We start from the raw sequence: 14,026 nt of genomic DNA, 5'->3' as shown, positions 1-14,026 counted from the left end.
CCAGGTGATGCACCGTGGAACGCGGGATACCGCCGCGCCGGGCCACGTCACCGTAGGACCAGCCCTGCTGCTCCAGTCGGCTCTTCACCAAAACCTGCAGTGCATTGGCCACGGGAGGATTCTCTCCTGCTAGCGACGGGTTGACGCGTACGGGTGAGGTCGAGTCTATCCCGGGCTAACGCGAAAGGGCGTCCTCGGAAGCCGAGAACGCCCAGGTCAGCGACCTAATCGCTAGTGCGCCGCCAGGGACTCGAACCCCGGACCCGCTGATTAAGAGTCAGCTGCTCTAACCAACTGAGCTAGCGGCGCCTGCTGACCTGGAGAACTTTACCCGACCTCCGCGGGTGCTCCCGACCATTTCCTTGCACGTTCCGGCCTGTCGGATGGTCGTTTTTTATCTTTGCTCCGTCAAAATGCACTTTGTCATGACGAATGAGTCTGGTGAGTGTGGAGGGGCAACGGATGAGCGTTCCGGTGTTCGAGGAGTACGAGCCCGCTGCCGACTGCGCCTGCTCGGGCTGCGCCCAGCAGCGGCGGGCCCTGGCCCGCGCGCTGCCGGTGGCGGCCGGCGGGCACCCCGCCGCGCACGGTGCCCGTCGCGCTCTCGTGCTGGTCACCGCGGCGGGCGCGGTGCTGAGCGGCGGGGCAGCGAGCGCGCTGGCTCCCCCGGGGGACAACGGCTCCCCGCCCGCGGAACCCGAAGCGGCAGCACCGGCGACAACTGGTCCGGCGGGCGCGGTCCGGCCGGGGGGTCCCGCCGTGGAGAAGGGGCCGGAGGAGGGGTCGCAGAAGGAACCGGAGCCGGAGCGGGAGCAGGCCAAGGAGCCGCAGCAGGTCAAGGAATTGGAGCCGGAGCAGGCCAAGGAACCGGAGTCCGCCAAGGAGCCGGAGCAGGTCAAGGAACCGGAGCCGGAGACCCCGCAAGGTGGACAGGAGCCCCTGCACGGCCGCCCGGCGCCCGGCCAGGCCGGGACGTCGAACCTGCGCAAAATGGCGCGCGCCGACATCATGAGCCGCGCCAAGCTCTGGGTGGACGCCAAGGTGCCGTACTCGATGAGCAAGTACTGGTCGGACGGTTACCGGCAGGACTGCTCGGGCTTCGTCTCGATGGCGTGGAACCTGCCGGGCAACGAATGGACCGGAAGTCTGGCCCAGTTCGGTGTGCGGATCGACCGCAAGGATCTGCAGCCCGGTGACATCCTGCTGTTCCACAACACGGACAATCCGTCCAATGGGTCGCACGTCACGATCTTCGGCGGCTGGACGGACTACACGCACACCCACTACTTCGCCTACGAACAAGCGAAGCCGCACGCCCGGCAGCGGGCCACGCCGATGGCGTACTGGAGCAACTCCGACCGCTATGCGGCCTACCGCTACAAGGAGCTCACGGACGACACCACCGTGAACGCGCAGAGCCCGGGCGCGCTCCCGGACCTGTTCCCGGGCGCGCTCCCGGCCCCGCTCCCGGCCCCGCTCCCGGGCATGCCCCCGGGCACGCTCCCGGGCACGCTCCCGGCCCCGTTCCCGGGCGCCGGCCTGTTCGGGCCCGGCACCGAGAACACGTACGTCAACCAGCTCGGGAGGTTGCTCGTGGAGCAGGGCTTCGGCAAGCACTACACATCCGGCCCGGGACTGCGCTGGAGCGAGGCGGACCGGCGGGCGACGCAGGAGTTCCAGCGTGCGCAGGGCTGGACGGGCACGAAGGCGGACGGTCTGCCCGGACTGGACACCTGGCGCCGGCTCGTGAACGGCGCGAGCGGGAACGTCCCGCGCGTGCCGGCGGCCGGACCGGCCGTTTCCGTACCGGGCTACCCGGGGCGCGCGCACTTCCGCCCCGGCCAGTCGAACCCGTACGTCGAGAAGCTCGGCCGGCAGCTGGTGAAGCGGGGCTTCGGCAAGCACTACACATCCCCTCCCAGCCGGCACTGGACCGAGGCGGACCGCCGCGGTGTCGAGGCGTTCCAGCGCGCCCAGGGCTGGCGCGGCGGAGCGGCCGACGGCTACCCCGGCCCTGAGACATGGCGGCGGCTCTTCTCATGAACCACGACCTCGATGCGCACCAATCCCGCGAGGAGGCGGCTCCGGTGACTCCCACGACTCCCTACTCCGAGGACCCTCCGCGTCGGTCCCTCCCGCTCACCCGGCTCAGAGCCGCTTCGGTCTCCGTGCACCAGGCGGGACTTCCGGCCTCGGGGGCGCCCGGTGATCCGACCGGGCCCGGTGACTCCGCCGGCTCCGGCGGTCCGTCCGAGACGTTCGACGCACTCGACACGTTCGACCCGTTCGACACGCTCGATGCTCCGTCGGATGCGTACGCGCGCGGGCCGTACGCGGCCGTCGGCGTGTACGGCGTGCTCGCGGGTCAGGCGGGCGCCGGTGTGGAAGCCGGGCTGCCCTGCCCCGGCGCCAAAGCCGACGCCGACGCCGACGCCGACGCCGGGGTCGGTGTCGGCGTCGCCGCGGAGGCCGTCGGCACGACCGAGCCCCTGACCAGGACCGAGCTCCTGACCAAGCACCTGACCGAGACCGAGACCGAGACCGAGGCCGAGACCGGGACCGGGACCGGGACCAAGGCCGCAGCCGAAATCGCGGTCGGGACCGAGGACGAGGCCGACACGGAGGCCAAGACGGAGGCCGGCGATCTGCGGGCTGCCGGTGTGAACGACGGCGTGCCGGGGCCCAGTGTCTTCGAGCGGCAGCTCAGCGGGGTGGGCGGGCGGCGGGCTGTCGTGATCGGGAGTGAGACCACCGGGTCGATTCCCGTGCATCTGCTCTTCCGTGATTCCGCCAGTACTCCCGACGGTTCCGCCGCCGGGCCGGCCGACAACTCCGCCGACGGCGGCGAATGGGCCGACTGGGCCGGCAAGGCCGGCAAGGCGGACGGAGGCGACGGGGGACCCGACACCGTCGCGATGGCGCGGGTGTCCCTGCCCACCGGACGACGGGCCGCGACGACCGTCGTCGCGCCCAGCCGGCGGCCCGCACCGCCCGCGGACCCACGGCTGAACGAACGGCCGGGACCGGTCCTGCCCGGCTGGGCGGCCCTGCTCACCGGGGTCGCCGCCATGACCGGATGCGCGGCCGTGCTGCACTGGGCCGGGGGCTTCCCCGGGGAGGTGACCGAGCTGTTCGGGCTGGCCGAGCGGCCGTACCACGCCCTCGGGTTCGGCCAGTGGGCGCTGCTCGCGCTCGGCGTGACGTTCGTGCTTTTCTCGCTGGGCGGGCTCGGTCGAGGCCGGGCCGGCCATGCCTGGGTGCTGACGCTGTACGGCGAGTACCGGGGGAGTGTGCGGCGCACCGGTCTGATGTGGGTCAGTCCGCTGCTGCTGCGCCGAAGGATCGACGTGCGGCTGCGGCACTGGCGCAGCGAGCCGATGTCCGCGGTCGACTCGAACGGCACGGCGCTGCAGGTGGTCGTCCTCGTGGTGTGGCGGATCCGCGACACGGCCCGCGCCGTGCTCGGTGTCGCCGACCACGAGGCGTATCTGCGGGAGCAGGTGGAGGCGGCGACGGCCCGGGTGCTGTCCCAGCTCCCCGCCGACACCTTCCAGGATCCCGCCACCTCGGGCTTCTCCGGGCCGATCCCCACTCTGCGCAATGCCGAAGCCGTCGGTGACTCGCTGACGAAGACTCTGTCGGCGGAGTGTGCCCCGGTCGGCATCGACGTCTTCTCCGCGCAGCCGACGCGTATCGAGTACGCGCCCGAGGTCGCCGCCGCGATGCGCCGCCGCCGTATCGCCGTGATCGAGGCCGAGCAGCGCGACACCGTGCTCACCTCGGTGGTGGACGCCGTGGACGACACCGTCCAGCGGCTCACCAGGCGAGGCCTCGTGGAACTCGACGACTACGAGCGGAAGGCGCTGGTACGGGATCTCACCGTCGCGTTCTGCACTGCCAGGGCAGGCGGTGCAGAGCCCTCGTGATTGGTCTGGACATGTTCAACGTTCGTCAATAATCTGAGACTTGGTCTAGACCGGAATCCGCACGACCGCACAAGCGCGCAGCACGGCTCACGGAACTCCCCCACGTTCTCCAGGAGCGACAGGATGCGAAAGCGAATAGGCGCGGCCATGGTCGGCCTCGTGGTGGCGGGCACGTCCCTGCTCGCCACCGGCAGTGCCAGCAGCCACGGCTACACCGACTCCCCGATCAGCCGTCAGAAACTCTGTGCCAACGGCACGGTGACCAACTGCGGTGAGATCCAGTGGGAACCCCAGAGCGTCGAGGGGCCCAAGGGCTTCCCGGCGGCGGGTCCTGCCGACGGAAGGATCTGCGCCGGCGGCAACAGCCGCTTCGCGCAGCTCGACGACCCGCGCGGCGGCGCATGGCCCACGACCAAGGTCTCGTCGGGCCAGAACTACACCTTCCGCTGGCAGTTCACGGCCAATCACGCGACGACCGACTTCAAGTACTACATCACCAGGAACGGCTGGAACCCGAGCCAGCCGCTCACCCGGGCGGCCCTCGACCCGCAGCCGTTCCTGACCATGCCCTACAACGGCCAGCGGCCGCCGGCCACGCTCAGCCACTCCGGCACTCTCCCGTCGAAGTCCGGCCGCCATCTGATCCTGGCGGTGTGGACCATCAATGACACCCCGAACGCCTTCTACGCCTGCTCGGACGTTCAGTTCTGACGGATAGTCAGGTACCGTGCGGCGCCATGGGCGTCATGGGAAGGGCGATGGGAAGGGCAAGTGCCGCGAGCGCTGCGACCGTCGCGGAGCTCGTACAGCGCCAATGGGGCGACCACCGGGTGGGGCTGAGACACGAGGATCTCGTCCTCAGCCACCACCAGGTCGCCGCAGGCGCCGCCGCGCGGGCCGCGCTGCTCACGGAGCTGCTCCCCCGGGGAGCCGAGCCGCACCTCGGGATCCTGCTCGACAACACCGCCGAATTCCCGCTCTGGCTCAGCGCGGCGGCCCTCGCCGGGGCCGCCGTCGCCGGCATCAACCCGACCCGCCGCGGCGCCGAACTGGTCCGCGACATCCTGCACACCGACTGCCGGGTGCTGGTCACCGAGCGCGCGCACCTTCCCCTGCTCGACGGTCTCGAACTGCCGGGCGTGCGGGTGCTGGTGACCGACAGCGACGCCTACGCCGACCTCCTCGCGCCGTACGACGGCGCGAAGCCCGGCGAGGCGACCGTCTCCACCGTGCGGCCCGGCAGTCGGCTGCTGCTCTACTTCACCTCCGGCTCGACCGGTGCGCCCAAGGCCGCGATCTGCAGCCAGGGGCGGCTCGCGGCGGCGGGGGAGTCACTCGTCGGCCACTTCGGAGTGCGACCGGAGGACGTGCACTACATCTGCATGCCCATGTTCCACGGGAACGCCGTGATCGCGGACTGGGCACCCGCGCTCGTGGCCGGGGCCTCGGTCGCCCTGCGGCGCCGCTTCTCGGCGTCCGGGTTCCTCGACGACGTACGGGCCTACGGCGCCACGTACTTCACCTACGTCGGGCGCGCTGTGCAGTATCTGCTCGCCACGCCCGAGCACCCCGACGACCGCGATCATCCGCTGCGGCTCGGCTTCGGTACGGAGGCGGGGGCGGTGGACGCCGCCCGCTTCGAGGCCCGCTTCGGGGTGCGGCTGGTGGAGGGGTACGGCTCCTCGGAGGGCGGCGCGGCGATCCAGCGCACCCCGGACACACCGCGCGGCGCGATCGGCCGTGCCGCGCCCGGGGACGACCTCGCGGTCGTGGACCCGTCGAGCGGCGAGGAGTGCGAGGCCGCGCGGTTCTCGGGCGAGGGCCGCCTGCTCAACGGCGACCGCGCGATAGGCGAGCTGGTCAACCGGGGCCGCAACCCGTTCGAAGGCTACTGGCGCAACCCCGGTGCCGACGCCGACCGGCGGCGCGGAGGCTGGTACTGGACCGGCGACCTGTTCTTCCGTGACCCCGACGGCTTCCTGTACTTCGCGGGCCGCGGTGACGACCGCCTGCGGGTCGACAGCGAGAACCTCGCCGCCGCGGTCATCGAGAACATCCTGGCCCGCTGGGAGGCCGCGGCGGGCGTCGCGGTCTACGCCGTCCCCGACCCGGTCGCCGGCGACCAGGTGATGTGCGCACTGTCACTCCGCGAAGGCACCGTCTTCGACCCCTCCGCCTTCGCGTCCTTCCTCGCCGCCCAGCCCGACCTCGGCACCAAGATGCCGCCCCGCTTCGTCCGTATCGTCCCCCGCCTCCCGCTCACCGCCACCAACAAGATCCACCGCGCCGCCCTGCGCCGCGAGGCCTTCCGCTGCCCGGACCCGGTGTGGTGGCGCCCGCCGGGCGCCGCCGCCTACCGCCCCCTGACCTCGCGCGACACGGCCGAGCTGCTCCGCCGGTACGCACACCACGGACGCCGCGACGTGCTGGACCGCTGAACGGACGCGGCGACGTGCCGGACCGCTGAGGCGACCAGCGGACCTTCACCGCCCCGTCCCTGCCGCCGGATGGCCGGATCTGCTCCCGCTCCAGGCATGCCCTGGTGACGGCCGTGCCCCACCCAGGTACGAGTGGGAAGAAATGTGACCCACGAGATCCAGGGGGGACGCCCGTGTCGTCGATGCCGCGCAGACATTTTCTGCAGACCGCCGCCGGAACCGCCGTCGCGGCAGCCGCGATTCCTATTCCCGCGGCCGCCGTCCCCGTACCCGCCGAAGCGCCGGCGCGGGCAGCGCCGCAGAGCGCCACGCGGCTGCGCCTCACCGCCGCCACCAACGGCGCCGCCACCCCCACCGGCCCAGGACCGGCCGCCCCGCTCGTCGCCGAGGTGCAGAACATCGTCTGGCGGATCCCGCGCGACGGCTCGCCCGCCACCGCCCTCACCACGCCCGACCTGGAGCCCAGCCGCCCGGTGTGCTCGCCCGACGGGCGCCGGATCGCGATGGCCTGCTTCAAGGGCGGCCAGTTCCACATCTGGGTGATGGACACGGACGGTTCGGGTCTGCGGCAGCTCACCGACGGGCCGTGGGACGACCGCGCCCCGGCCTGGTCCCCGGACTCCACCCGGATCGTCTTCTCCTCCGAACGCGGCGGCGATCCGGTCAAGGGCAGCCCCTACCGCATCTGGACCGTCGACGTCCGTGACGGCCGGCTGACCCGCCTCACCGGGCTGCCCGGCCAGAACGGCCCCGTACAGACCGGCCCCTGGGAGGACCTCGACCCCGTCTGGGCACCGGGCGGCGACAGCGTCGTCTTCGTTCGGGCCGGACACGACGGCAGCGCACTGCGCTCCCGCACCCTCGCCTCCGTACCGGCCGGCGCGGCCGGCCCGGTGACCGCCGTGCACACCGAGACCGAGCCGGGGAATCTGCTGACGCCCGCCCTCGCTCCCGCCGGGCGGCGGGCCTGGCTGCGCACGGTCCCCTCGACCGTCCGGTACGAACAGGTCGTTCTCGTCGTGGACGGCGAACCGGTTTCCGTGGACGGCGAGATCGCGCCCGTACCGCCGCGCTGGCTGGACGACGAGCGGCTGCTGCTCACGGTCGGCGGCCAGTTCCGTATCGTCCGCCCGCACCGCCAGGACCCCCCTGAGACGGTCGCGTTCCTCGGCGAGCTTCCGCTCCGGCGGCCCCACTACCGGGTAAAGAGCTACGACTTCGAGCCGCGCGGTCCCCGCCCCGTGCGGGGCATCCATCTGCCCGCGCTCTCCCCGGACGGGCGCACCGCCGCGTTCGTGGCGCTCAACTCCCTGTGGACCGTGCCCACATCCGGCAGGGGACGGCCCCGCAAGGTCGTCGCGGCCGCGCCGGACACCTACCTCCAGAGCCCCTCCTGGACTCCGGACGGGCGGGCGCTGCTGTACGTCGACGACCGCGACGGCGGCCTCAACTCGGTGCGCCGGTACGACCTGGAGAGCGGCGCCGACACCCTGCTGGCGTCCGGCGGCCGCGCCCACCCCGTGCTCTCCCCGGACGGCACCCGGCTCGCGAGCCTCGACGTCTCGGGAACTCTGGTCGTACGCGACCTCGCATCAGGCAAGGAGAAGAGCCTCGCCGCACCGCTCGGCGGTGGCGGACTGCCGGGCCCGCCCAGCTGGTCGCCGGACGGCCGTTGTCTCGCCTACTGCGACCGCAACCGGCTCAACCTCCGGTTCCGCGAGGGCTACAACCTGATCCGCGTCGTCGACACCACCACGGGCACGGCCCGGCTGCACGCTCTCGCCCCGCACGTCTCGCTGTCCGACCGCTACGCCTCCGGGCCCGTCTGGTCACCGGACGGGCGCTGGATGGCCTGTGTCAGCGAGTCGGCGCTGTGGCTGCTGCCGGTGCGCCCGGACGGCAGCCCGGCCGGTGAGCCGCGCCGCCTCACCGACGAGGCGGCCGACCACCCGAGCTGGGCGGGCGACTCCCGGGCGCTGCTGTATCTCTCGAACGCCCGGCTGCGGCTGCTCGGCCTCGACGGCTCCGTACGTACCGTTCCCGTCGATCTCAGCTACCGCCGTCCTACGCCCGTGGACACCGTCGTCCGCGCGGGCCGCCTCTGGGACGGTACCGGCTCCGACCCGCGCGAAGACGTCGACATCCTGATCCGGGACGGCCGGATCGCCGCCGTCGAGCCGCGCCGGTCCGGCCGCCGGGCCTCCCGCACGGTGGACGCCACCGGGCAGACCGTCCTGCCGGGCCTCTGGGACACCCACACACACCCCTGGCAGTACACGTACGGGGCCCGCCAGACCGCCCTCGAACTCGCCTACGGCGTCACCACCACCGTCGCCCTCGCCGGCTTCTCCTACGAACTGGCCCGGCTCCGCGAGGACATCATCGCGGGCCGGCTGGCCGGGCCGCGTCTGCTCACCACCGGCGAACTCCTCGACGGCTCCCGCGTCGCCTACAGCATGGGCCGCGCCCACCGCACCCGCGCCGGACTGCGGCGCTCCCTCGCCCGTGGCGCCGCCCTCGACTGGGACTTCGTGAAGACCTACGTCCGGGCTCCCGTCTGGATCATGGAAGAGGCGGCCGCTTTCGGCCATGACCGTCTCGGGGTCCGCTCGGGATCACATCTGTGCGCACAGGGCATCCAGACCGGCCAGGACCTGACATCCCACCTGATCGCCACCGAGCGGGCGGAGTACGGGCACGGCGCCACCGCCGAGGGCCACACCCATCACGACACCGTGGCCACGTACGCCACCGGCGGCTTCCATCTTCTTGAGACCCCGTTCACGGCGATCACCCTGCTCGCCGAGACACCGGACCTGGTGGACGATCCCCGGGTCACCGCGATGATGCCGCCCTGGGACGCCGAGGCGATCCGCGACCGCGCCACCGTGCCGCAGACCGCCGTCGAGCGGCTCGCCCTGCGCAGGGAGGTCGACACCTGCCGTACCGTGCTCGCCTCCGGCGGTCTGCTCGCCCTGGGCACGGACACCCCGATCACGCCGGTCGGCATCCACCTCCATCTGGGGCTGCGCGCTCTCGTACGGAACGGCTTCACCCCGGCGGAGGCGCTGCTGACGGCCACGGCGAACGCGGCCCGGGTCTTCGGTGCAGAGCGGGACCTGGGCACGGTCGAGCCGGGCAAGCTCGCGGATCTGACGATCGTCGCCGGGGACCCGCTCACCGGCATCGACGATCTGGCGAAGGTGACGCAGGTCACGGTCGGCGGCCGGATTCATGACCGCAAGACGCTGGAGGACCCCTACGTCGGTCCCGGCCGGCGGCGGTCCTCGGTACGGGCGGGCGCAGAGCCGGCGCAGTGGCGCGCGGTCGCCGAGCAGATGCGCCGCGACGGCTGCTGCGGCTGAGCGCCGGGCGACCGGGTCAGCGGCACGCACCGGCCGAGTGGCGGAAACCGGCTGAGTCCCGGAAAACCACGAGAGGCCCTCGCAGTTGCGAGGGCCTCTCGTGAGGTTGTGCGCCGCCAGGGACTCGAACCCCGGACCCGCTGATTAAGAGTCAGCTGCTCTAACCAACTGAGCTAGCGGCGCGGGCTGCCGTTCCTGCCGCTCTCGGCGGCTGACGACAGAAGTAATACTACCTGGTCCCGGGAGGTGTTCCTGACCACCCCGGACCAGGCCCGGCCGCCGGCCCGCCGGACGGCCCCTAGAGCGCCAGCGACAGCACCACCGGAGCCGCCCTGCGGTTCAGTGTGTCCGCCGCCGCGCGCAGCCGGTGGGCATGCTCGATCGGGAGGGAGAGCGCCAGGCAGCCGACCGCGGAGCCGGCCGTCAGCGGAACCGCCGCGCAGACCGTCCCCACCGCGTACTCCTGAAGATCCAGCACGGGGACCGTGGGCGGCTGGGCGTCCAGCTTCGAGAAGAGGATCTTCTCGTTCGTGATCGTCCGGGACGTGAGCCGGGCGATCTTGTGGCGCGACAGATGATCGCGGCGGCCGTTCTGGTCGAGCTGGGTGAGCAGGCACTTGCCCACCGCGCTGGCGTGCGCCGCGGAGCGGAAGTCGACCCACTCGTTGACCTTGGGTGTGCGCGGACTGTCGGCGAACTGCGTGATCTTGACCTCGCCGTCGATGTACCGGCTGATGTAGACCGCCGCGCCCACCGAGTCGCGCAGCTCGGTGAGGGTCTCCTGCAGCTTGCGCTCCAGGGCCTCGCGCCGGGTGGCGCCGGAGCCCAGCAGGACGAGGGAGTCGCCGATCACGTACGCGCCGTCGCCGACCTGCTCCACGTAGCCTTCGCGGCGCAGCATCAGCAGCATCGACGCCAGGTGACCGGTGGGCAGTCCGGTCTCGCGGGCGATCTGGACATCGCTCACACCGCCACCGTGCTTGGAGATCGTCTCCAGTACGCGCAGGGCGTATTGCACCGAGTGGAACGGTGCGGTCGGCTCGGGCATCAGCGCCACGGTTTCCCCCTACCAGGTTGTGACCGCAAGCTTCCGTACCACGATAGCTGCCAAGAACCCTGAACGGGGCGGCTGTTGGCGAGAATTAACGTGCGCCCCAGTGCCATATCCTGGGGCGCACGACATTGGCATATGCCAGAGTCACACTTTGTGCATGGAGTGAGAGGTCAGAGCACCGCGCTGAGAAACTCGCGAGTACGTTCTTGCTCCGGAGCGGAGAAGATTTTCTCCGGCGATCCGGATTCGATGACCTTCCCCGCGTCGAACATCAGCACCTCATCCGAGATGTCCCTGGCGAAGTTCATCTCGTGGGTCACACAGAGCATCGTGATCTCGGTGGTGCGGGCGATGTCCCTGAGTACATCCAGCACCCCGGCCACCAGCTCCGGGTCGAGCGCGGACGTCACCTCGTCCAACAGCAGCACCTGCGGCCGCATCGCCAGCGCGCGGGCGATCGCCACCCGCTGCTGCTGGCCGCCGGACAGCTGGGTCGGCCGCGCGTCGCAGCGGTCGCCCAGCCCGACCAGGTCCAGGAGCTCGCGGGCGCGCTCCTCCGCCTCGTCCTTGGACAGCCCCAGCACCCGCACCGGCGCCTCGGTGATGTTCCGCAGCACGCTCATGTTGGGGAAGAGGTTGAACTGCTGGAAGACCATGCCGATCTTCTTGCGCACCTCGCGCCGCTGCTTCTCGTCGGCCGGGTGGAGCCGGCCGCCGTTGACGTCGATCGTGCCCTCGTCGGGCCGCTCCAGCGTCATCAGCAGCCGCAGGATCGTCGTCTTGCCGGAGCCGGACGGCCCGATCAGCGTGACGTGCCTGCCCGGCCGGACCGAGAAGCAGAGGTTGTCGAGGACGGTGTTGTCCCCGAAGCGCTTGGTGACGTTCGTGAAGCGGATCAGTTCTTCGTTCTGCGTGTCAGCGGGCAAGGCGGCGCTCCAGGGTTCGTACGAGCAGAGAAGCCGGGTAGGCGATGAGGATGAAGGCGATGCCGACGACCGTCAGCGGCTCCGTGTACTGGAAGGTCGCGGCGCTCTCCAGGCGGGACTGCTGGAGCATCTCCAGCACGCCGATCCCGGCGAGCAGCGGTGTGTCCTTGAGCATCGCGATGACGTAGTTGCCCAGCGCGGGAGCGATCCGGCGCACCGCCTGGGGGAGGATCACCGCGAGCCAGGTCCGGTGGGCGGGCAGACTCAGCGCCGTCGCGGCTTCCCACTGTCCGGCCGGTACGGCGTCGATGCCGGCCCGGTAGACCTGTGCGGTGTAGGTCGAGTAGTGCAGCCCGATCGCGAGTGTGCCGGTGGTGAGCGCGGAGAACTGCACACCCCACTCCGGCAGCACGAAGAACAGGAAGAACAGCTGCACCAGCAGCGGGGTGTTCCGGATGAACTCGGTGATCAGCCCGACCGGCCAGCGCACGAAGCGCGTGGCGGAGCGCAGCCCGAGCGCCCAGACCAGGCCGAGCGTGAAGGACAGCAGCGAGCCCAGCACCAGGATCTGCAGCGTGACGAGCACGCCTTCCCAGAAGCGCGGCATGAAGTCCGCGACGGCGGACCAGTCCCAGGTCATCGGAGATCACCTTCCACGAGTCCGCCGGTGGCGCCGGCCCGCCGGTTCCGCTGGGCGGGGACGCTGGGCCGCCTGCCCCAAAGGCCGGGGGTCCGGGGGGTGCCCCCCGGGAGATGCAGTCCGACGTTCGCCTTGGTGCGGCGCTCCAGCGCCTTCATGGAGCGGGTGATCAGGAACGCGAGCACGAAGTAGATCACCAGCGTCACCGTGTAGATCTGCGCGCTCTCCTGGGTCGCCAGCCGGACCAGGTACGCCGCGAACGACACATCGCCGACACCCAGCAGCGACACCAGCGCGGTGCCCTTGAGCAGCTCCACCAGCAGATTGCAGAAGGACGGGATCATCTCGGGCACGGCCTGCGGCAGCAGGATCAGCCGCATCCGCTGCCAGGGCGTGAAGCTGAGCGCGACCCCCGCCTCGCGCTGGGCCGGCGCCACCGCGTTCAGCGCGCCGCGCACGATCTCGGCGCCGTAGGCCCCGTACGACAGACCGAGGGCGAGTACCGCCGCCCACATCGGCACCAACTGCCAGCCCAGCATCGGCGGCAGCACGAAGAACAGCCAGAACATCAACACCAGCGCCGAAGTCCCGCGGAACACCTCGGTGTAGAACCCCGCGAGGAAGCGCACGAAGCGCGAGCGATGAGTTCTGGCCATGCCCACACCGAACGCGACGAGGGCGGCCAACGCGGCGCTGTACAGGGTGAGCTGGACCGTGATCCAGATCCCAGGGAGCACCCAGTTCTGCCAGAGTCCGGCGGTCATCGGCACAGCTCCTTCGCCGTGAGCTCCGTCATCTCGCTCTCGGTGAAGCCGAACCGGCGCAGGATGCGGAAGAGTTCACCGCTCTTCTTCATCTTGTGGATCTCGGCGTTGAAGGCGTCCCGCAGCCCCGTGTCGGTCGGGCGGAAGGCGAAGCCGCCGCCGTCGATCTTCTTCTTGCCCTCCACGACCGCCGCGAACGGCTCGGTCGACTCCGCCCTGGCGCTCTTGCGCACCACCTCGCGGGTGGTGAGCGCGGTTCCCGCGAAGACGTCGACGCGCCCGGACTCGACGGCGTTCAGTCCGGCCACCTGGTCCTGCAGGATGACGATGTCCTTCTCCGGATAGCCGGCCGCGACCGCGTAGTCGATCTCCGCATAACCGGTTCCGGTCGCGAACTTCGCCTTGGTCCGTACGACGTCCTCGTAATTGCGCAGATTCTTCGGATTGCCTTTGCGCACGATGAACGAGTCCAGCATCTGGTATTCGGGATCCGAGAAGAGGACCTGCGCGCAGCGTTCCTTGTTGATGTACATTCCGGCCGATACGACATCGAACTGCTGCGAGTTCAGGCCGGGGATGAGGGACGCGAAATCGGTGGCGACCGGCTGGACGCTGCCGACACCGAGCCGTTGGAAAACCGCCTTGGCGAGTTCGGGAGCCTCGCCCGTGAACTCGCCCTGCTCGTCGATGTAGCCGTACGGCACCTCGCCCGCGATGCCGAGCCGCACCGTGCCCTGGGATCTCAGCCGGGCGAGCGCATCGCCGGAGGGAACCCGCGCGCAGCCCGCGGCGACGAGTGCTCCTCCCGTACCGAGCAGCAGGGTGCGCCGCCGTATCGCATGTCTGGTGTGTGGAGCCGTGTGTGGAGCCATGGGCGCGCGGCTACCCGGCTCCAGTCGGGGTATGCGTAACC

Annotated in this window: 10 protein-coding genes and 2 tRNA genes; 5 read left to right on the top strand and 7 right to left on the bottom strand. The window is 71.1% G+C overall.

Going from position 1 to position 14,026, the window contains the following annotated elements; genetic code table 11:
- Nucleotides 1-235: 235 nt before the first annotated feature.
- Nucleotides 236-309: transfer RNA gene (locus AC0699_RS33655), tRNA-Lys, on the bottom strand.
- A gap of 153 nt (nt 310-462) precedes the next feature.
- Between AC0699_RS33655 and AC0699_RS33650 the strand changes: the two genes are divergently transcribed.
- The 5 genes from AC0699_RS33650 to AC0699_RS33630 all read left to right on the top strand — a co-directional run bounded on the left by AC0699_RS33650 (nt 463) and on the right by AC0699_RS33630 (nt 9,729).
- Nucleotides 463-2,043: a peptidoglycan-binding protein gene (locus AC0699_RS33650; protein ID WP_478667908.1), complete on the top strand. Its 1,581-nt coding sequence runs from the start codon at nt 463-465 to the stop codon at nt 2,041-2,043.
- Between the two features lie 44 nt (nt 2,044-2,087).
- Nucleotides 2,088-3,926: an SPFH domain-containing protein gene (locus tag AC0699_RS33645; RefSeq protein ID WP_478667907.1), complete on the top strand. Its 1,839-nt coding sequence runs from the start codon at nt 2,088-2,090 to the stop codon at nt 3,924-3,926.
- A 123-nt stretch (nt 3,927-4,049) separates the two neighbouring features.
- Nucleotides 4,050-4,637, top strand: coding sequence for a lytic polysaccharide monooxygenase auxiliary activity family 9 protein (locus AC0699_RS33640; RefSeq protein WP_478667906.1), 588 nt, complete (start codon nt 4,050-4,052; stop codon nt 4,635-4,637).
- Nucleotides 4,638-4,684: 47 nt separating this feature from the next.
- On the top strand, nt 4,685-6,364 hold the full coding sequence (locus AC0699_RS33635) for an AMP-binding protein (RefSeq protein ID WP_478667905.1): 1,680 nt from the start codon (nt 4,685-4,687) through the stop codon (nt 6,362-6,364).
- 182 nt (nt 6,365-6,546) lie between these two features.
- On the top strand, nt 6,547-9,729 hold the full coding sequence (locus tag AC0699_RS33630; protein ID WP_478667914.1) for an amidohydrolase family protein: 3,183 nt from the start codon (nt 6,547-6,549) through the stop codon (nt 9,727-9,729).
- Nucleotides 9,730-9,838: 109 nt separating this feature from the next.
- Here AC0699_RS33630 and AC0699_RS33625 read toward each other — a convergent pair.
- The 6 genes from AC0699_RS33625 to ehuB all read right to left on the bottom strand — a co-directional run bounded on the left by AC0699_RS33625 (nt 9,839) and on the right by ehuB (nt 13,985).
- Nucleotides 9,839-9,912 (bottom strand) — tRNA-Lys (locus AC0699_RS33625).
- A gap of 115 nt (nt 9,913-10,027) precedes the next feature.
- Nucleotides 10,028-10,786, bottom strand: a complete 759-nt coding sequence (locus AC0699_RS33620; protein ID WP_478667904.1) for an IclR family transcriptional regulator — start codon at nt 10,784-10,786, stop codon at nt 10,028-10,030.
- A 167-nt stretch (nt 10,787-10,953) separates the two neighbouring features.
- The gene (gene ehuA, locus AC0699_RS33615; RefSeq protein ID WP_478667903.1) at nt 10,954-11,709 is read right to left on the bottom strand and encodes an ectoine/hydroxyectoine ABC transporter ATP-binding protein EhuA; all 756 of its coding nucleotides are present in this window, start codon (nt 11,707-11,709) and stop codon (nt 10,954-10,956) included.
- On the bottom strand, nt 11,699-12,349 hold the full coding sequence (ehuD, locus tag AC0699_RS33610) for an ectoine/hydroxyectoine ABC transporter permease subunit EhuD (RefSeq protein WP_478667902.1): 651 nt from the start codon (nt 12,347-12,349) through the stop codon (nt 11,699-11,701). Before ehuD ends, ehuA begins: the two co-directional genes overlap by 11 nt.
- Complete coding sequence (ehuC, locus tag AC0699_RS33605; RefSeq protein WP_478667901.1) at nt 12,346-13,113, bottom strand: ectoine/hydroxyectoine ABC transporter permease subunit EhuC; 768 nt, start codon at nt 13,111-13,113, stop codon at nt 12,346-12,348. The genes ehuD and ehuC overlap by 4 nt, the downstream gene beginning before the upstream one ends.
- Nucleotides 13,110-13,985 carry an ectoine/hydroxyectoine ABC transporter substrate-binding protein EhuB gene (gene ehuB / locus AC0699_RS33600; protein WP_478667900.1) on the bottom strand — a complete coding sequence of 292 codons (876 nt, stop codon included), beginning with the start codon at nt 13,983-13,985 and terminating at the stop codon, nt 13,110-13,112. The genes ehuC and ehuB overlap by 4 nt, the downstream gene beginning before the upstream one ends.
- Nucleotides 13,986-14,026 lie beyond the last annotated feature (41 nt).

The sequence above is a fragment of the Streptomyces sp. NPDC043870 genome (genome assembly GCF_056435785.1).
Note: the sequence above shows the minus strand (reverse complement) of the source record. Positions and strands in the feature narration are given on the sequence as shown.